Raw genomic sequence first — 16898 nt, forward strand, 5'->3', positions numbered from 1 at the left:
GGGCGTTTTTTATTTTAAAACCGCGAACTCTGTGGTATAATAACCGCAATGTAGCTATGATACCCGGCTTTTGGCGCGTCCGCCTCCCGCCCTGGGGCGGTATCGGCGGCCATGCCGTATATCACGCGGGCCTCCCTTTTTAACTTTCTTCGAAAAAATGAATCAGGCCTTGCCCGGAGAGCAGACGGCTCTTTCAGGCAGGGCCCAAAATAAGGATGGTGAAAATGATGTTCCAGGGCTTTTCCAACGAGACCGTCGACTTTATGTGGGGCATCCGCTTTAACAATGAAAAGGGCTGGTTTGAGGCCCATAAGGACCAGTACAAGACCTGTTTTTATAACCCCCTGCGGGAGCTGGCCGGCACGGTATATGAGGCCGTCGACGGCAGATATCCCGAGCTGGGCCTCGTCAGCAAGGTCTCCCGCATCTACCGGGACGCCCGGCGGCTCCATGGCCAGGGGCCCTATAAGGACCGGCTCTGGTTCTCCATGGAGCGGCCCAGCGAGGACTGGACCGGGGACCCGGTCTTCTGGTTCGAGCTGGCCCCCGAGGGTTATACCTACGGCCTGGGGTACTACTATGCCCGGCCCATCACCATGGCCAAATTCCGCAGGCGGCTGGACACCAACCCCAAGCCCTTTGAACAGCTGGTCCGCGCCTTCAACAGGCAGGATGTGTTTACCCTGGACGGCGTGGACTACAAGCGGCCCAAGGGGGAAACCACCCCCCTGCTGGCCCCCTGGTACAACAAAAAGGGCTTCAACCTGTCGGCGGGAGGCGAAAACGGCGGGGTCCTCTTCACTCCGCAGCTGCCGGAGCTGCTGATACAGGGGTACGACTCCCTGGTGCCCTTTTACCGCTATCTTATTTCTCTGGATTCCGATCCGGACCCCCGGGACGCATAGGCGTTTTTTGACCGGCCGCTCCACTGCGGACAGTCAAAACCGGCATGGGACGGCTCCGTGCGCCACGCCTGAACAATTTCATCGTATCCCGGCGGAGCGGGTGTAAAAAGCAGCTCTCCGAGCCATTTTTTATCTAACAAAAATTACATCGCAACAAAACCGCCATGCCGCACATACTGTTTTTGATAAACAGAAAGGCGGCGGCGGGGTATGGAGCAGAAACGGAATCGGAAAATTGCGGCGCTGGCGGTACTGATGGCCCTGGCGTTTCCCCTCTCGGTGGCGGCGGCCCTGTCCGCCCGGCCCGCGGCGGTGCAGGCGGACGCCGCGCCCCCGGGCGAGACGGGCGCGGCCCCCGAGGCGGTGCTGCCGCCGGACGACGAGATGAAGCTTATCGCCATCACCTTTGACGACGGCCCCCGCCGCTCCACCACCACCCGCCTGCTGGACGGCCTGGCGGAGCGGGGCGTCCAGGCCACCTTCTTCCTCATCGGCGAGCAGGTGGAGGGCAATGAGGACGTGCTCAAGCGGATGGATGACGAGGGACATCAGATCGGCATCCACACCTATGACCACGTGAAGCTCACGGGCCTGAACAAGACCGATTTCGACGCTCAGGTGGACCGAACCCGGAGCATTCTCAAGGGCGTACTGGGCCACAACGACTTCCTCCTCCGCCCGCCCTACGGCATGACGGACAACGGCGTGAAGACCTGGGCGGGCTGTCCCATCATCCTCTGGTCCATCGACCCGGAGGACTGGAAGGACCAGAACGCTCCCCGGGAGGTCCGGCAGATCGTATCGGAGGCCAAGGACGGGGATATCATCCTCATGCACGATATCTTCAGCGCCTCGGTGGACGCCGCGCTCCAGGTAATCGACCAGCTCCACGCCAAGGGATTCCTCTTCTGCACCATCGACGAGCTCTACGCCGCCCGGCATATCGACCTGGAGCCGGGCGAGGTGTACTGGAACGCCTATCCGTAAGCCTGCGCCTGTACGCGGCGCCGCTTAATCCGTCCCCCGCCCCATCGCCGCCGTGATATCGCATAAAACACCGGACAGGCCAGAAGGCCCGCCCGGTGCTTTTAGCTTTACTGATTGATCTCTTGAGCCTGGACGCATTTCCCTGACGCTTAAACAGCCGGACGCTCACGCCCATCTGGTCAGCAGCGCCTCCCTCACTGGTTTTCAATCCGGCCTTCGCCCGGGGCTTGCCCTGGGGCAGGAGTGTCGGCTTCCTCCCCGCCCTCTTCCGTAGACGCCGGGGGCGCCTCCCCGTCCTCCGGCAGCTCCGCCGCTCCGCCGCCGTCCGCATCCCCCCCGCTGGGGGCGGCGTCCGCTTCAATGGCCTGGGCGGGGGATTCCTCCTCGTCGTCGTCCTCTCTCAGGTCGGCCACGGTGATGGCCATCAGGTCCTCCTTGCCGGGGTTCTCCATGGCCGCCACCCGATCGGACTGGCGAGACACCGCCCGCTCGAAGACGTTGCGCACGTCACGGGCGTTGCCGAAGTTCTCATCCCGGTCGTCGTAGAGGGACCGGAAGCCCTCGGCGGCAAATTTCTCAGTCTCGTCGTCCAGGGTGTAGCCGTTCTTTTTGCACATGGACCTGAAGATTTCCATCAGCTCCGCGCCGGTGTAGTCCTCGAAGTAGAAGTACTTGTTGAAGCGGCTCTCCAGGCCGGGGTTGGAGTTTATGAAATTACTCATCAATTCGGTGTAACCCGCCACAATGACGATAAGGTCCGCCCGGTTGTCCTCCATGCCCTTCAGCAGGGCCTCGATGGCCTCCTTGCCGAAGTCGTTGGGGGCGTCCACATTGGCCAGGGCGTAGGCTTCGTCGATGAAGAGCACGCCCCCCAGGGCCTTCTGGATGACCTCGTTGGTCTTCATGGCGGTCTGGCCCACGAAGCCGGCCACCAGGCCGGAGCGGTCCACCTCCACCAGCTGGCCCTTGGAGAGGACGCCAATGGCGTGGTATATCTTCGCCAGCAGCCGGGCCACGGTGGTCTTGCCGGTACCGGGATTGCCCATAAAGACCAGGTGGAGGGACATGGGGGGAACGGGCAGCGCGTGCTCCTGGCGCATCTTGCGCACCTTCACCAGATTGATAAGGCTCTTCACGTCCTTTTTCACCTTGTCCAGGCCGCACAGCTCGTCCAGCTCGGCCAGAAGCTCCTCCAGACTGGGGGCCGCCTCCGCCTCCTCCCCTGCCTCGGCCGTGGGCTGGGCCTTCCCCTCGCCCTGGGCGGCTGGAGCGGGAACATTGGGAAGCTCCGGCGCCTTGGGGGCGGCGGGTCGCTTGGTGACGAAGTCGCTCACGTCCAGCGGAGCCTTCTCCCCCTTGATGCCGTCCCGGGCGCAGAGCGCGCTCATCGCGTCGGCGCAGTGGTTGACGAAGCCCGCCTCCTCCTCGCTCACCACATCGTCCACGGCGGCAAAGAGCAGGAGCATCAGGGTCATCAGGTCCACAAAGCGGCGGGAGAGCCTGGTCCCGGCCACCTTGTCGTAGGCCCGCATCCGGGCGAAGAACGCCGGAGGCTGGAAGCCGGGGTAGTCCGCCACAGCGGTGCTCAGCTCCCAGAACAAAATGGAGGGGACGGGGTTCCCCTTGGTGTAGATGGCGTTATAGTACTCCACATGGCGCGGGGTAACGGCGCTCCCGTCCCTGCCCCAGACGCCCAGGGCGCAGGCCCTCATAAAGCTGTCCGCCTCCTGGGTAAAGCGCATTCTCAGCGCCGAATCGCCAATCTGCCGCCGGAAAGCGGTGACGCCGTCGTCGTACTGCTTGTGCACCGCCGCGGCGGTCATGGAACCCTTCACGCGTCCTCAACTCCTACTTTTTTCACATGTGAACCCATTATATCCGATAGGATACGGATAATCAATAAAAGTATCCTTAAAATTCCCCGGCTATGGTAGACATAAAAACTAAAAAATAACTGACAATTTACGCTAGACCGTTGACGATTTTCCTCATAACGTGTAAGATGATAGGGAATGTAAAACCGCTCTCTCCACAGGGCCCGGCCCAATGTGGAAAACGATAAAAAATAAGGAAGTCAAGAGAATCGGAGGGAATGACCAATGGCAGCCAAAAAGCCTGTGGGTGCGCGCAGCGAGACCGTCCGCTGTGAAAACTGCGGTGAATACTATGCCACTACCTATAAGCGCTGTCCCTTCTGCGAAGAGCGCGCGGCCGACCGGCGCAGCAGACGCAGCGACGATGAATATGAGGATTACGACGTCTTCGACGACGGATATGATGACGAGTACGAGGACGACGAGCCCCGCAGTCACGGCGGCAAGCGGCTGGTGACCAACGCCAGAGGCGGCGGCTACGGCCGGGGCCCCTCGCCGCTGCACATTATCCTGACCATCTTCTCCCTGGCCCTCATTGGTGCCGCCATCTGGATTGTGGTCTCCTTTATTGTGCCGATTGTCCAGAAGGGCGATCCCGGCCCGGTGCCCTCGGTAGACCCCTCCACCCCCGTCTCCGTCAGCCCCACCCCCTCCCAGGACCCCAGCCCCGACCCGGACCCCACCACCGAGCCCACGGCCGAGCCCTCACAGGAACCCGGCGGACTGATTCCCTCCCCCGAGCCCAGCGACGAGATTCCGGCCAGTCAGACCGCCACCGCCTTTACCCTGGTGAACTACGCCGGCAAGACGGTCCAGGATATCTCCCTGAGCGACGCCTATCCCGACTTCACCTTCCGCGTGAATTTCTCCCCCTCCGGCTCCACCGGCACCATCACCTGGACCAGCAGCAAGAGCGATGTGGTGGCCGTGGACCAGAACGGCAGGCTGACCCCGGTCTCCAAGGGCAACGCCACCATCACTGCCACCATGGCGGGCGGGTACAGCCAGTCCTGCCTGGTGCGCAACAACGTCACCAGCAGCGGTTCCGCCGCTGCCGAGCCCTCCGCCGACCCCGGGACCTCCCCGTCCTCCCTCTCCCTGAACGTGGGCCTGGGCCTGGACGGGAAGAGCTACGATTTCAGTCTCCCTGTGGGCGACTCCTGGACGCTGAAGGTCAAGGGCACCAGCAGCACCCCCACCTGGAGCGTGAAGGACGCCTCCATCGCCACCGTGGACGGCAGCGGCAAGGTCTCCGCCGTATCCAAGGGCAGCACCACCATCACCGTTACCGTGGACGGACAGACGCTGACCTGTCTTGTGCGCTGCACCTGACGGCTTTAAAAATTTCCTAAAATGAAACGTCCCGCCCCGGGCCACTTGGCCCGGGGCGGGACGTTTTTCATACCTCCATGATAACAGGCAGGATCATGGGATTGCGTTTGGTTTTCTTGTAGAGGAAATTGGACAAGTCGTTTTTGATCTGGCTCTTAATGGCGGACCAATCCTTGACGCGCTGGTCCCGGCACTCCTGAATGGCGGCCACGGCCACCAGGCGCAGCTCCTCCATCAGGCCCTCGGACTCCTTCACGTAGACAAAGCCGCGGGTGATGATGTCGGGGCCGGAGATCAGGCTGCCGTCCTCGCCGGACATGGAGGCCACCACCACAATCATACCGTCCTCGGCCAGGTGCTTGCGGTCCCGGAGAACCACCGCGCCCACATCGCCCACGCCGTAGCCGTCCACGAATACCCGCCCGGCGGGCACGCTGCCGTTGAGCTTGGCGCTGGTGGGGGTCAGCTCAATGACCTTGCCGATATCGCTGATAATGATGTTGTTGGGTTCCATGCCCATCTCCCGTGCCAGCTTGGCGTGGGTTTTCAGGTGCCGCTGCTCGCCGTGGACGGGGATGAAGAACTTGGGCTTAATCAGCGCGTGGATGATCTTCAGCTCATCCTGGCAGGCGTGGCCCGAGACGTGGAGCGCGCGCTCCCGCTCGTTGACCACGTCGGCCCCCTTGCGGTAGAGCTCGTTGACCACCGCGCCAACGCTGTTCTCGTTGCCGGGGATGGCGGAGGCGGAGATAATCACCCGGTCGCCGGCCTGGATGTCCACCTGCTTGTGGGTGGAGAAGGCCATGCGGCTCAAGGCGGACATGGTCTCGCCCTGGCTGCCGGTGGTGATGATGCAGATTTTGTTCTTGGGCAGGCTCTTCAGGTGGTTCACGTCCACCAGGACTCCGGCGGGAATCTGCATATAGCCAAGCTCCGTGGAGACCTTAATGGCGTTCTCCATGCTGCGGCCTGTGACGGCCACCTTGCGGCCGTACTTGGCGGCCACGGAGATGATCTGCTGCATCCGGTCCACATTGGAGGCAAAGGTGGTGACAATGATGCGCTCCTCGCAGCCCCGGAAGAGGCCCTCGAAGCTCTCGCCCACGCTCTTCTCGCTCTTGGTGAAGCCGGGGCGCTCCACATTGGTGGAGTCGGACAGGAGGGCGAGCACGCCCTCCTTCCCGAGCTGGCCGAAGCGGGCCAGGTCGATCATACCGCCGGAGACCGGGGTGGGGTCGATTTTAAAGTCGCCGGTGTGGACGCACACGCCCACGGGGGTCTTGATGGCGAAGGACACCGCGTCGGCGATGGAGTGGTTCACGTGGATGAACTCCACGGTGAATTTGCCCGCCTTTACGGTCTCGCCCGCCTCGCAGGTGATGAGCTTGGTCTTGTCCAGGAGGCGGTGCTCCTCCAGCTTCAGCTTGACGAGGCCCGCGGTCATGCGGGTGGCGTAAATCGGCGCCTGGACATCCCGCAGGAGGTAGGGCAGGGAGCCGATGTGGTCCTCGTGTCCGTGGGTGAGGAAGATGCCGCGGATGCGGTCCCTGTTCTTGATGAGGTAGGAGAAGTCGGGGATGACCACGTCGATGCCGTACATATCGTCATCGGGAAAGCCCATGCCCACGTCCACCACGATCATGTCGCCGCCGTACTCATAGACGGTGACGTTCTTGCCGATCTCATTGAGACCGCCAAGAGAGATAATTTTCAGTTTTTCTGCCATTGTGTAGTTAATAACACTCCTTAAAAAATCCGTTTTACCAATCATTTTATGGTATGTAAGGGTGGAAATAAAACACACCCCTTGGGCACAGGAGCGCACCAAAACAAGACGATTCCGCCTGCTCTTTCCGGCCCTGCCTCGCCGGAAAAAGGGACGGCCATTCGCCGCCTTTGCGCTGTTCAGTCTGTGTCCTGCTTATATCAGTACGCCAAGCGTACGGAAAGCCCTGTTGCTCGACCCCGCAGGGGAGCATAATGACAATTTAGTATACCACAGCTGTGGGAAAAAGTATACATAAATTTTTTTCGGGGAATTTGGGGGCGTTTTCAGTAACCGGGGATTTCGCGCGCCCCGCGGGGCGGCCGCAGGAGCCGCCCCGCCGTTCCCCCGTCCTCATATTTCCTTTTTCATTCTCCCGTCCAGCTCCCTGGCCTTCTCAGCGACGGCGCCGCACAGCTCCCGCGCGGTCTCGGCGTCGAAGCTCTCCCCCACCACCCGGAGGGCGGGCCGCCGGGTCAGGGGGGCGATATACACCCAGCCGTCCCCGGAGGAGATGCGAAGTCCCTCCCCGGCGCTCTCCGCGCCGGGAACCTCCCGGGCGATGGCCTGCATCACGTCGCCCCGGCTGGCCGCCAGAGGGACCTCCGTCCGCCGGAGGTTAAAGAGGGGCGCTTTCCCGTCCAGGGTGCGCAGCGCCTCGCCGGTGGCCCCCATACGGGCGCAGATGCGGCAGGCGGCGAAGACCGCGTCACGGAGCCAGGGCATATTCTCATACCGCTCGTCGGCCTCTTTGCCGTCCCTCCCCAGGCGGAGGACCACCCCGCCGTGGCCGTGGGCCAGCAGGTCGATGGACACCGGCGCGCCGGCGGGTACGGCCACCCGGCCGTCCCCGTTCTGGAACTCCACCAGGCTCACCAGGGTGAGCATCCGCTCCGGCTCCAGCTCCCGGCCCTCCTCGTCCCAGGCCATGAGCTGGAAGCCCCCGTGGAGGGCCCGAAAGGCCGGGACGGCGGGGGCGAAGGACCGCTTTACGTCGCAGCCCAGGCGCTCCAGGGCCTCGGCGAGGGCGTCGTCCCCGCCGCTCTCTCCGGGGACGCAGACCGTCAACGGGCGCATGGGCCCGGCCTTCAGCCGGGCCCGGTGGCGGGCATCGTCGGCATAAGCCGCCTGCACGCCGCCCACGCGCTCCAGCTGCCCCACCTGGCGGGCGGGGACCCTGTGCATCTCTCCCCGGAGCATGGCCCCTTCCAGCTTGCGCTCCCGGGCCCGGCCCAGAGGCAGGCCCCGGCGGTCGAAGAGGTGGAGGTAGGCCCGCTCGCCGTCCTGCTCGACGAAGAGGGACGCGGGCAGGGCGTAGCTCCCCGCCAGCCAGGCGGCGGAGGCGGCGCAGGGGCCGTCGTGGCTGTAGACCCTGCACCCGGCGGCAGCCATGCCGCTCAGCGCGGCCTGGGCGAGCATCCCAGCCCCCTCGCCGCCGCAGTGGCCCAACCCCACCCGGCCCTCGGTTCCCAGGGCGTTGCCCAGGAGGAGCAGGGCCTCCGGCGTCAAATCCTCGCCGATGATCCCGCGGATAACCCCCCCGTCACCAAATTTCAGCGGCCCCTTGAGCCCCCCCTCGGTGAGGGAGGCGGTGAGGCGCGCCCCGGCCTCCACCGCCCGGTTGGGCCAGACCTTGACCCCCTCCATCAAAATGGCGTCCCGCCCCAGGACCGCCTCCTCCCCCAGGGCCGTCCCCTCGTTGAGGACGGACCCGGCGCCGGCGGAGGAATCCCGGCAGAGAATGGCCCCGTAGAGGGTGGCCCGGTCCCCCACACGGGCTGCGTGGAGGGCGCTGTTCTGCACCAGGGCCCGGCGCCCCACGCAGCTTCCCGCGCCGATGGCGGCGTCGGGACCGATGAGGGAGCCGTCCCCCAGGGTCACGCCCCGCCCGATATAACAGGGCGGCACTATCTCCACCGTGGGCGGGATGGGGCTCTCCGCCCACACGCCGGAGGCCACCCTGGGCGCACCCAAATCCAGCTTCACCTTGCCGGAGAGGGCGTCGGCCACACAGCGCAGATAGGCCGGGCCGTCCCCCATATCGCACCAATAGCCGTCCACCGCACAGCCGAACATGGCCTCTCCCCGCTCCAGCAGCAGGGGAAAGAGGTCCTTGCCGAAGTCGAAGGGCCAGCCCTCGGGCACCAGCTCCATGGCCCGGGGGGTGAGGAGATAGATTCCGGTATTCACCATGTTGGTAAGCACCTGGCCCCAGGAGGGCTTCTCAATGAAGCGCCGGATGCGGCCCTCCTCGTCGGTGAGGACCAGGCCGTACTCCAGCGGCGTCGGGTGGTGGTAGAGCACCAGTGTGGCGGCGGAGCGGCGGGCGGCGTGGAAGCCCATGGCGGCGGACAGGTCCAGGTCGCACACCGCGTCGCCGCTGATGACCAGAAAGTCCTCCTCCCCCAGGTGGGACATGCAGTTTTTCACGCTTCCGGCGGTTCCCAGGGGCTCCTCCTCCACAAAATAGGTCAGGCGGACCCCCAGCTCGGCGCCGTCGCCGAAGTAGTCCGTCACGGCCCGGGGCATGTATTGCAGCGTCACGCAGATGTCGGTGATGCCGTGGGACTTCAGAAGGGTGATGATGTGTTCCATTACGGGCTTATCAAAGAGGGGGGTCATGGGCTTGGGCCGGCCCAGGGAGAGCGGCCGCAGCCTTGTCCCCTCGCCCCCCGCCATAATGACTGCTTTCACAGGCGATACCATCCTTTGGCGGAATTCTCGATGTCCGGGAAGAAAAACGGGGAATGCCTGGGCGCTGTCCGCCCCAAACGCCCGTTTTTCCTCCAACCCGCATCGGTATTGCCTTAGTATTGCCCTGCTCTGAAAATTTAACCCCTCTTTCCTCTTCCCTTTCGCCCTTAAATGCGGTATTCTGTTGGTATGAATAAGATGGAATTGAACAATTTAATAGAGACCGTCTACGTCGGCTGGCGGGAGAACACCTTTGCGCCCTATGCCCTGGGGGATGGTCCCATCTGGCGGCGGCCTTTGGTGGGCCTGGCCGCGGGGGACGACCCGGTTTTTGTGCGCTACAAGGAGGTCATAGGTCCCTTTCACTGGACTCCCCAGGAGGTCTGGGACGCCGCCCACCCCGGCGAGTCCCTCTCCGGTAGTGCTCTCACCGTTGCAGTGCTCTGCTTCCCCCAGGCGGAGGAGACCGTGGCCGACCAGGCCAGTGGGGGCGACACCCCGGCCCCCCGCTGGGTCTTTGCCCGCAACTCCTGGAACGCCGTCGTCAAGCCCTTTTACGCCTCAATCCTGGCTGCGCTGGCGCGGCAGGGCGTCCGGGCCGTCGCCGTGGATCAGCTGCCGGAATTCGGCCTCGAACCGGGCGGCTTTGCAGCCCGCTGGTCCCACCGCCACGCCGCCTACGCCGCGGGGCTGGGCACGTTCGGCCTGTCCGACGGCTTTATCTCCCGTGCGGGGATGGCCGTCCGCTTCATCACACTGATTTTAGAGGGCAATTGGGAGGCCGACCCCAGGGTGAGCGAGGACCCCCACGGCTGGTGCCTCTTCTTCCGCAGCGGCTCCTGCAAGGTCTGCGCCGCCCGCTGTCCCGCCGGGGCCATTACCCCCCGGGGCCACGATAAGGAGAGGTGCCGCGCCTGGCTGGAGCGCTGCCATGCGCTCTATCGGAACACCCCCGGCTTCGACGTGAACGTGGAGGCCGGCTGCGGCCTCTGCCAGGCCGGGGTCCCCTGCGCCAAGGCAAGTCCCGTCAAATAGTGCGGGGCCGCCGTCCCCCGGAGCCCGAAGCTAATATACCGCACAGCCGGAAAGGAGCGTAAGACTATGGAAGACGTCAGGCCCGGCAAATACCGCCACTTTAAGGGCAACGAGTACCGCGTCCTCTATACCGCCCGCCACTCCGAGACCCTGGAACCCATGGTGGTCTATCAGGCCCTCTACGGAGAGCGCGGCGTCTGGGTCCGCCCCGCCGCCATGTGGAGCGAGCAGGTGGACCGGGACGGCTACAGCGGCCCCCGTTTCATCTACATCGGCGAATAAGGAGGTACGGGGCCCCGACCCCGCCGTGAGCATATGAATATTCAGATTTTCGGCAAATCCAAATGCTTTGACACCAAGAAGGCCGAGCGGTACTTCAAGGAGCGCCGGGTGAAATACCAGGCCATCGACCTTGTGAAGTACGGCATCAGCAAGGGGGAGCTCCAGAGCGTGAAAAACGCGGTGGGGCTGGAGGCGCTGATTGACGCCGCCCACCCGGACGCGGCCCTCGTCACCTACCTGGCCTACGACGCGGACAAGCTTGAGAAGCTGCTGGAGGACCCCCGGCTCCTCAAGACCCCCATCGTGCGCAACGGCAGGCAGGCCACCGTGGGGTACTGCCCCGACGTGTGGAAAACCTGGACGTAGCATAACATTTCTGTTGCATTATGCACCCCGCGCTGTTATACTGTGTTCAGGCCCCATAATCCGGGGGCTGAATTCACTTGAAAGGGGACGGTCAGTATGATGAGCATCATTATCTTCGCGCCGTCCCGTGGAAGGCCGCACGCCTGACTTTCTCCGCTGCAGTGCGCCCGGGACGGTACCCTCCGTACCCGGGCCTTTTTACGCCCAATTTTGGTCACAGACGAAAAGGAGTATGTAAAATGATCACACTGCAGGCAGTAAATGTGGAAAACTTTGATGAAATCATCTCACTTTCCGTATCGGACGAACAGCGCGAATTCGTGGCCTGTAATGCCGAGTCCATCGCCCAGGCCTATGTCCAGGAGGAGTGCATCCCCCTGGCAATCTACGACGGCCCCCACCCCGTGGGCTTTGTCATGTACTGCGTGGACCGGGACGACGGCGCGTGGTGGCTCTACCGCCTTATGGTGGACCGCGCCCACCAGGGCAGGGGCTGCGGCCGCGCCGCCCTGGAGCAGGTCCTCACTCGGATGAAGGCCGACCCCGCCCGGCACCATATTTATCTCGGCGTGGAGCCGGAGAACCCGGCGGTAAGCCTCTACCGCTCCCTGGGCTTCCGCTTCGACGGCCGGGTCTATGGCCGTGAGCACATCATGGTGCTGGATTACTAAGTCAGAGCACGGGCAAGCACAGACCTTCCCCATAAGAACCTCGCGCCTTCCGGCGCGCAGCCGCCCATAGAGGGGCTCTCGGTGCGGAGGCGAGGTACCGTGAAGCCGGCGGAGGGCGCGGCGCTCCCCCGCCCCGCCATTTGCCCAAGAAGTGGGGCGGCAGCTTGTTCCGACACGTAAAAGGGGCCTGCGCACCGTGCGGTGCGCAGGCCCCTTTTATTTTTCCGCAGCCGGCAGTTCAAACCAGAACACCGCGCCGCCCCCCGGCACGTTGTCCGCGCCGTAGTCCATCCCGTGCATCTCCATAATCCGCCGTACGATGGCGAGGCCCAGGCCGTAGTGTCCCTCCCCCTCCTCGCAGCGCAGGTGCTCGCGCCAGATGCCGGCCGGGTCCCCGGTATCGATGCCCGGCCCCCGGTCGATAACCTCCGTGCGTACCACCGCGCCCCGGATGCTGGTGCGCACTACCACCTCGCCGTCCGCGCCCCCGTGGTCGACGGCGTTATTGAGCAGATTGTAGAGCACCCGCGAGACCTTCACCCGGTCAGCCCGGACCGTCACATGCCTGGGCCCCTCGCAGCGGACATGCCACCGGCCCGCAGACAGGGCCTGGTAACGGCTCAGGCCCCATCGCAGCACCGCGCCGTAGTCAAAGCGCTCCAGGGAGAGCGCCCCGAGAAAGGACTCCCGCCGGGCGCGGTCCAGCACATCGTTCACCACGCTGGACAGCCGCCCGGCCTCGTCCAGAATCACCTGAATATTCTCCGGGGTATTCTCGCCCGGCAGGTCCCGCATGGCCTCGGCGTAGCCGGCGATCATGGACAGGGGGGTGCGCAGGTCGTGTGACACGGTGACCAGCATCTCCCGCCGCAGCTCCTCGGCGGCCTCCAGCTCCTGCCGGGCCATGTTCAGGCTGTCGGACAGCTCGGCCACCTCCCGGTAGCTCCGCTCCTGGAAGACGGTGCGCCGCTCCCCCGACGCCAGCGACTTTGCCTGGGCGCACAGCCGCAGGATGGGCCGGATGATCTGCCGGGAGACAATAAGTCCCAGTCCCAGCGCCCCAAGAATGGTAATAATTGCCACGCAGATGTAGGTGGCCCAGGGGTCCCGCAGGAGGAGGGGCATTCTGCCGCCCTGGAGCAGCCCAATCCAGACCACCAGCACCAGCGCGAAGCTCATCAGATAGGCCAGGATGGCCCAGCGGAGGCTGAGCTTCGCCATCCAGCGGGGCCTGTGCTCACTTTTCTTCAAACCGATACCCCACTCCCCGCAGCGTGACAATCCGCTGCGCATACGGCCCCACCGCCCGGCGGACCTGCTTGATGTGGGTGTCCAGGGTCCTGTCGCTGCCCGGCTGCTCTCCGGCCCAAACGGCGTCCAGAAGTTCCTGTCGAGTGATTGCCTCCCCTGGCCTCGTGGTCAGGAGGGCGAGCAGGTCGAACTCCTTGGGGGTCATGTCCACCTCCCTTCCGTCCACCGTCACCCGGCGGGCGGCGGGGTCCACCACCAGCCCGGCCACACCCAAGGTCTCCCGGCTGCGATCTCCGCCCCCGCGCTTGAGGATCGCCGCCACCCGGAGCATCAGCTCCTTGGGGGAGAAGGGCTTGACCACGTAGTCGTCCACCCCCAGCTTAAAGCCCCTCACCTTGTCGTACTCCTCCCCCCGGGCGGACAGCATAAGCACCGGCACGTCGGAAAAGGTGCGGATGGCCCGCAGGGCCTCGTGTCCGTCCAGCACAGGCATCATCACGTCCAGGATCACCATGTCCACATTCCCGGCCCGGCAGATCTCCACTGCGGTCCGGCCGTCACCGGCCTCCACACTCTCATAGCCCGCGTGGCGGGCGTATTTGCTCAGGAGGGTGCGGATCTTTTCCTCGTCGTCCACAATCAAAATACGCTGCGCCATGGTATCCCGCTCCTCTCATCGGTACTGCCGCCCCACCGCTTCCATCTGCTCCTCCAGCGCCGCCACCGCCCAGTCCGGCCCGGTGACCGCCACCCCGTCCCCCAGGCCGAAGACCCAGCCCAAAAACTGAGGGCTCACCACTGCCCGTACGGTGGCGGTGAAGTGCTCCTCCCCGTCGGGCACCAGCATCACATCCTGGCCGAAGCGGTCCAGCACCACGCCCACCAGCCCCTTGCGGCAGCGCAGGGTCACCTGCCCCTCCCGGCCGCTGAACATGCCGAAGTGCTTTTGCGCATAGGATGCTATATCAAAGTTCTCGCAGGTCCCGTCCCCCTGCCGGGGCAGACAGGTCACCGCCAGCTCGGCCATCTTGTCCACCCGGTAGTGGCGCAGCTCGGCGTGCTGGTGGTCGAAGCCCGCCAGGTAGTAATTCTCATTGTCCCACAGCAGCCCGTAGGGGCTCACCTGATAGCGCCTCCCCTCCCGGCGGAAGACCTTCTCCTTACGCACGTTGTACTCAAAGTACTTAAAGGTCACCGCGTGCGCCCCGGAGATGGCGGCGTGGAGCTTGTCGATATTATAGTAGACGCTCTCGTTCATGGTCTTCACCCGGCGGTCCACGTAGACCTGCCGCTGGAGCTGCCGGGCCTCATGGCGGCTGGCGAGGGTCTCCAGCTTGGCAATCAGGGCGTCGGACTTCTTCCGGGTGATGAATTTGCAGGACTGGACCGCATCCACCAGCAGCTTCAGCTCCGCCAGCTCAAAGGTCCGCGCCCCCACGAACCAGCCCGGACTCTTGCCCTTCCGGCTCTGGACGTCCACATCCAGCTGTCGCAGGGCCTCCATATCGTCATAGATGCTCTTGCGCTCCGCACCCACCCCCCGGGCCTCCAGAGCCGCGATGAGCTCCTGCACCGTCATGGGGTGCTCCTCGTCGGTCTCCTGGAGCAAAATCCGCTCCAGGAGCGGCAGCTTTAATTTCTGGTTTGCACCGCGAGCCATTGGCAGCACTTCCCTTCTGCGGCGGATGGCGGCCTCAGGGCCACCTCTGCCGCAGGATTATCTTACCAAAAAATATGTACCATATAACGGACTTTTGTTTAGTATACCATATTCCTCCCCCCGTGCCAAGGACCGCTTTACACATCCTCCTTCAACTGGTAGAATGGTTTAAACTCGAGCCATTTAGCCCCCCTAACCGGCTGCTTCATGCCGTTTCATTGAGGTGATAGATATGCCCATACGCACCCCCTCCCCCCTCTTCCCCGGCGCGCGGGTGGCGCTGGCGGCCCCCTCCTCCGGCGTCAGCGTGGAGCAGCTGAGGGGCGCTGTGGACGGTATGCGCGCCCTGGGCCTGGAGGCCGTGGTCTTTCCCTCCAGCCTCCCCGACTACCGCCATGGGTATCTGGCCGCGGACGACGCCCAGCGGGCCGCCGACCTGAATCGTGCCTTTGCCGACCCATCGGTCGACGGCGTCTGGTGCATCCGGGGCGGGTACGGCGCGGCCCGCCTGCTGCCCCTGCTGGACTGGCGCTGTATTGCCGCCCATCCCAAGTGGCTTGGCGGATTCAGCGATATAACCGCCCTCCACACCGCCCTCCAGCAGAATTGCCGCCTCGTCTCCTACCATGTGTCCATGCCCGCCTACTGGGCGGAGCGTCCTCTGGACGGCTGGAGCCTCGACTATGTGCGGCGCGCCCTCTTTGGCGGCCTCACCGGCCCCCTGCCCGGACTGCCGGGCAGGCCCTGGCGGACCCTGGCCCCCGGCCTGGCCTGCGGCCCCCTCTGCGGGGGCAACCTGTCCCTGATCGCCGACTCCCTGGGCACCCCCTGGGAGCTGGACACCCGGGGAAAGCTCCTCTTCCTGGAGGAGGTGGGGGAGCGCAGCCACCGGGTGGACGCCATGCTCACACAGCTGCGAAACGCCGGCAAGCTCCGGGACTGCGCGGGCATCCTGCTGGGCTACTGGACCGATGTCGGCCCCGAGGACCCGGAGCGGTCGCTCACCCTGGATGAGATTTTCACCGAGCTGCTCCTCCCCGCCGGAAAGCCCATCCTTGCGGGCCTCCCCTGCGGCCACGACCAGCCCACCATGGCGCTGCCCCTGGGGGCGCCGGCCAAGATGGATGCCTGCGCCGGGACTCTGACCGTCCTGCCCGGCTGACTCCTATTTCCGATCATCAATTCTCTCTCCAGGAGGCCGCCATGAGAGTTATCGTCAATGTCCCAATCTGTCCCCTGATGCTCCGCCCCGCCTGCCCCGGGGAGCGCGTCGACGAGGCCCTCTTCGGCATGGCCGCCGAGGTGCTGGACGCCCCCTGCCCAGGCTGGTTTCGGGTGCGGACCCACTACGGCTATACCGGCTATGGGGAGGGCCGTCACCTGCTCTTCGGGGAGGACTGCGCGGAGAGCTGGCTGCGCCTGCCCAAGGCTGTGATTACCAAAGCCCTCTGCGACGTGCTCTCCGCCCCCGCCGTGGAGAGCTGGCCGCTGGTTTCCCTCACCCGCGGGGCGCTGGTATCCCCCCAGGGCGCGCCTGACGGGAAGGGCTGGCAGAGAATTTTTCTCCCGGATGGACGGGAGGGGTATACGAAACGCAGTTTTCTGGGCCCTTATTACGATACGCCCCCCCGCTTCGGCGAAAGCGCCCTTCGCGCCGCCATTGTGGAGACCGCGATGGGCTATCTGGGCACCCACTACCGCTGGGGGGGCAAGACCCCCATGGGCATCGATTGTTCCGGCCTTGCGTCCATGGCCTACCTGCTCAACGGGGTAGTCATCTGGCGGGATGCAAAACTCAAGGAGGGGTATCCCCTCCATCCTATCCCTCCGGAGTCCGTCAAGCCCGCCGACCTCCTCTTCTTCCCCGGCCACGTGGCGATCTATCTGGGGGACGGGCGGTATCTCCACTCCACTGCCAAAGACGGCAGCGACGGCGTGGTCGTCAACAGCCTGGACCCGTCCCACCCGGACTACCGCCCCGATCTGCCGGAGAAGCTGACGGCGGCAGGCAGTATTTTTTAATGCAAAAGCCCCCGCTGCGCCGCAGCGGGGGCTTTTCATCATTTTGTCCTACAG

The 16898-nt window shown here is 64.6% G+C and carries 15 protein-coding genes; 9 read left to right on the plus strand and 6 right to left on the minus strand.

The genetic code is table 11. The annotated features are described in order from the left end of the window. Positions 1 to 227: 227 nt before the first annotated feature. Together H8S62_RS07700 and H8S62_RS07705 are read left to right on the plus strand one after the other, a co-directional pair. Positions 228 to 905, plus strand: a complete 678-nt coding sequence (locus H8S62_RS07700) for a DUF2461 family protein (protein WP_186918941.1) — start codon at positions 228 to 230, stop codon at positions 903 to 905. A 210-nt stretch (positions 906 to 1115) separates the two neighbouring features. Beyond that, positions 1116 to 1892 (plus strand): polysaccharide deacetylase family protein, encoded by a 777-nt coding sequence (locus H8S62_RS07705; RefSeq protein WP_243255498.1) that lies wholly within the window; start codon positions 1116 to 1118, stop codon positions 1890 to 1892. A gap of 194 nt (positions 1893 to 2086) precedes the next feature. Here the strand turns inward: H8S62_RS07705 and H8S62_RS07710 are convergent, their stop codons facing one another. After that, entirely contained in the window at positions 2087 to 3727 is a 1641-nt protein-coding gene (locus H8S62_RS07710) for an AAA family ATPase (RefSeq protein WP_186918942.1), read from the minus strand. Positions 3728 to 3991: 264 nt separating this feature from the next. Between H8S62_RS07710 and H8S62_RS07715 the strand changes: the two genes are divergently transcribed. Then, positions 3992 to 5098 carry an Ig-like domain-containing protein gene (locus tag H8S62_RS07715; RefSeq protein WP_186918943.1) on the plus strand — a complete coding sequence of 369 codons (1107 nt, stop codon included), beginning with the start codon at positions 3992 to 3994 and terminating at the stop codon, positions 5096 to 5098. Between the two features lie 67 nt (positions 5099 to 5165). Here H8S62_RS07715 and H8S62_RS07720 read toward each other — a convergent pair whose 3' ends face one another. Both H8S62_RS07720 and H8S62_RS07725 read right to left on the minus strand, forming a co-directional pair. Next, positions 5166 to 6824, minus strand: coding sequence for a ribonuclease J (locus H8S62_RS07720; RefSeq protein WP_155147745.1), 1659 nt, complete (start codon positions 6822 to 6824; stop codon positions 5166 to 5168). A gap of 393 nt (positions 6825 to 7217) precedes the next feature. After that, positions 7218 to 9557, minus strand: a complete 2340-nt coding sequence (locus H8S62_RS07725) for a sugar phosphate nucleotidyltransferase (protein WP_186918944.1) — start codon at positions 9555 to 9557, stop codon at positions 7218 to 7220. Positions 9558 to 9746: 189 nt separating this feature from the next. On the opposite strand from H8S62_RS07725, the gene H8S62_RS07730 reads away from it, so the two are divergent. From H8S62_RS07730 to H8S62_RS07745, 4 genes are all read left to right on the plus strand, one after another. Beyond that, complete coding sequence (locus tag H8S62_RS07730; protein WP_186918945.1) at positions 9747 to 10592, plus strand: hypothetical protein; 846 nt, start codon at positions 9747 to 9749, stop codon at positions 10590 to 10592. Positions 10593 to 10658: 66 nt separating this feature from the next. Next, positions 10659 to 10874 carry a DUF1653 domain-containing protein gene (locus H8S62_RS07735; protein ID WP_155147739.1) on the plus strand — a complete coding sequence of 72 codons (216 nt, stop codon included), beginning with the start codon at positions 10659 to 10661 and terminating at the stop codon, positions 10872 to 10874. A 33-nt stretch (positions 10875 to 10907) separates the two neighbouring features. Continuing rightward, a complete protein-coding gene (locus tag H8S62_RS07740) occupies positions 10908 to 11240 on the plus strand; it encodes an arsenate reductase family protein (protein ID WP_155147737.1) in 333 nt (110 codons plus the stop codon). A gap of 239 nt (positions 11241 to 11479) precedes the next feature. Next, positions 11480 to 11911 (plus strand): GNAT family N-acetyltransferase, encoded by a 432-nt coding sequence (locus tag H8S62_RS07745; protein ID WP_155147735.1) that lies wholly within the window; start codon positions 11480 to 11482, stop codon positions 11909 to 11911. Positions 11912 to 12127: 216 nt separating this feature from the next. On the opposite strand, the gene H8S62_RS07750 is transcribed toward H8S62_RS07745, so the two are convergent. From H8S62_RS07750 to H8S62_RS07760, 3 genes are read right to left on the minus strand one after another with little or no spacing between them, the layout of a single operon-like run. Then, entirely contained in the window at positions 12128 to 13162 is a 1035-nt protein-coding gene (locus H8S62_RS07750; protein ID WP_173023520.1) for a HAMP domain-containing sensor histidine kinase, read from the minus strand. Further along, positions 13149 to 13820, minus strand: coding sequence for a response regulator transcription factor (locus H8S62_RS07755; protein ID WP_186918946.1), 672 nt, complete (start codon positions 13818 to 13820; stop codon positions 13149 to 13151). Before H8S62_RS07755 ends, H8S62_RS07750 begins: the two co-directional genes overlap by 14 nt. Before the next feature lie 15 nt (positions 13821 to 13835). Continuing rightward, positions 13836 to 14822, minus strand: a complete 987-nt coding sequence (locus tag H8S62_RS07760; RefSeq protein WP_186918947.1) for a helix-turn-helix transcriptional regulator — start codon at positions 14820 to 14822, stop codon at positions 13836 to 13838. A gap of 232 nt (positions 14823 to 15054) precedes the next feature. Between H8S62_RS07760 and H8S62_RS07765 the strand changes: the two genes are divergently transcribed. Together H8S62_RS07765 and H8S62_RS07770 are read left to right on the plus strand one after the other, a co-directional pair. After that, entirely contained in the window at positions 15055 to 15984 is a 930-nt protein-coding gene (locus tag H8S62_RS07765; protein ID WP_207723480.1) for a S66 peptidase family protein, read from the plus strand. 41 nt (positions 15985 to 16025) lie between these two features. Continuing rightward, positions 16026 to 16844 (plus strand): C40 family peptidase, encoded by an 819-nt coding sequence (locus H8S62_RS07770; protein ID WP_186918948.1) that lies wholly within the window; start codon positions 16026 to 16028, stop codon positions 16842 to 16844. Positions 16845 to 16898 lie beyond the last annotated feature (54 nt).

Source organism: Lawsonibacter faecis (assembly GCF_014287675.1).
Taxonomy (GTDB): domain Bacteria; phylum Bacillota; class Clostridia; order Oscillospirales; family Oscillospiraceae; genus Pseudoflavonifractor; species Pseudoflavonifractor faecis.

Excerpts from the sequence above, each read along its gene's own strand:
- H8S62_RS07740 (WP_155147737.1), top strand. The coding sequence starts at position 10,908 with ATGAATATTCAGATTTTCGGCAAATCCAAATGCTTTGACACCAAGAAG.
- H8S62_RS07720 (WP_155147745.1), bottom strand. The coding sequence starts at position 6,824 with ATGGCAGAAAAACTGAAAATTATCTCTCTTGGCGGTCTCAATGAGATC.
- H8S62_RS07765 (WP_207723480.1), top strand. The coding sequence starts at position 15,055 with ATGCCCATACGCACCCCCTCCCCCCTCTTCCCCGGCGCGCGGGTGGCG.
- H8S62_RS07730 (WP_186918945.1), top strand. The coding sequence starts at position 9,747 with ATGAATAAGATGGAATTGAACAATTTAATAGAGACCGTCTACGTCGGC.
- H8S62_RS07755 (WP_186918946.1), bottom strand. The coding sequence starts at position 13,820 with ATGGCGCAGCGTATTTTGATTGTGGACGACGAGGAAAAGATCCGCACC.
- H8S62_RS07735 (WP_155147739.1), top strand. The coding sequence starts at position 10,659 with ATGGAAGACGTCAGGCCCGGCAAATACCGCCACTTTAAGGGCAACGAG.
- H8S62_RS07760 (WP_186918947.1), bottom strand. The coding sequence starts at position 14,822 with ATGGCTCGCGGTGCAAACCAGAAATTAAAGCTGCCGCTCCTGGAGCGG.
- H8S62_RS07700 (WP_186918941.1), top strand. The coding sequence starts at position 228 with ATGTTCCAGGGCTTTTCCAACGAGACCGTCGACTTTATGTGGGGCATC.
- H8S62_RS07770 (WP_186918948.1), top strand. The coding sequence starts at position 16,026 with ATGAGAGTTATCGTCAATGTCCCAATCTGTCCCCTGATGCTCCGCCCC.
- H8S62_RS07745 (WP_155147735.1), top strand. The coding sequence starts at position 11,480 with ATGATCACACTGCAGGCAGTAAATGTGGAAAACTTTGATGAAATCATC.
- H8S62_RS07715 (WP_186918943.1), top strand. The coding sequence starts at position 3,992 with ATGGCAGCCAAAAAGCCTGTGGGTGCGCGCAGCGAGACCGTCCGCTGT.
- H8S62_RS07705 (WP_243255498.1), top strand. The coding sequence starts at position 1,116 with ATGGAGCAGAAACGGAATCGGAAAATTGCGGCGCTGGCGGTACTGATG.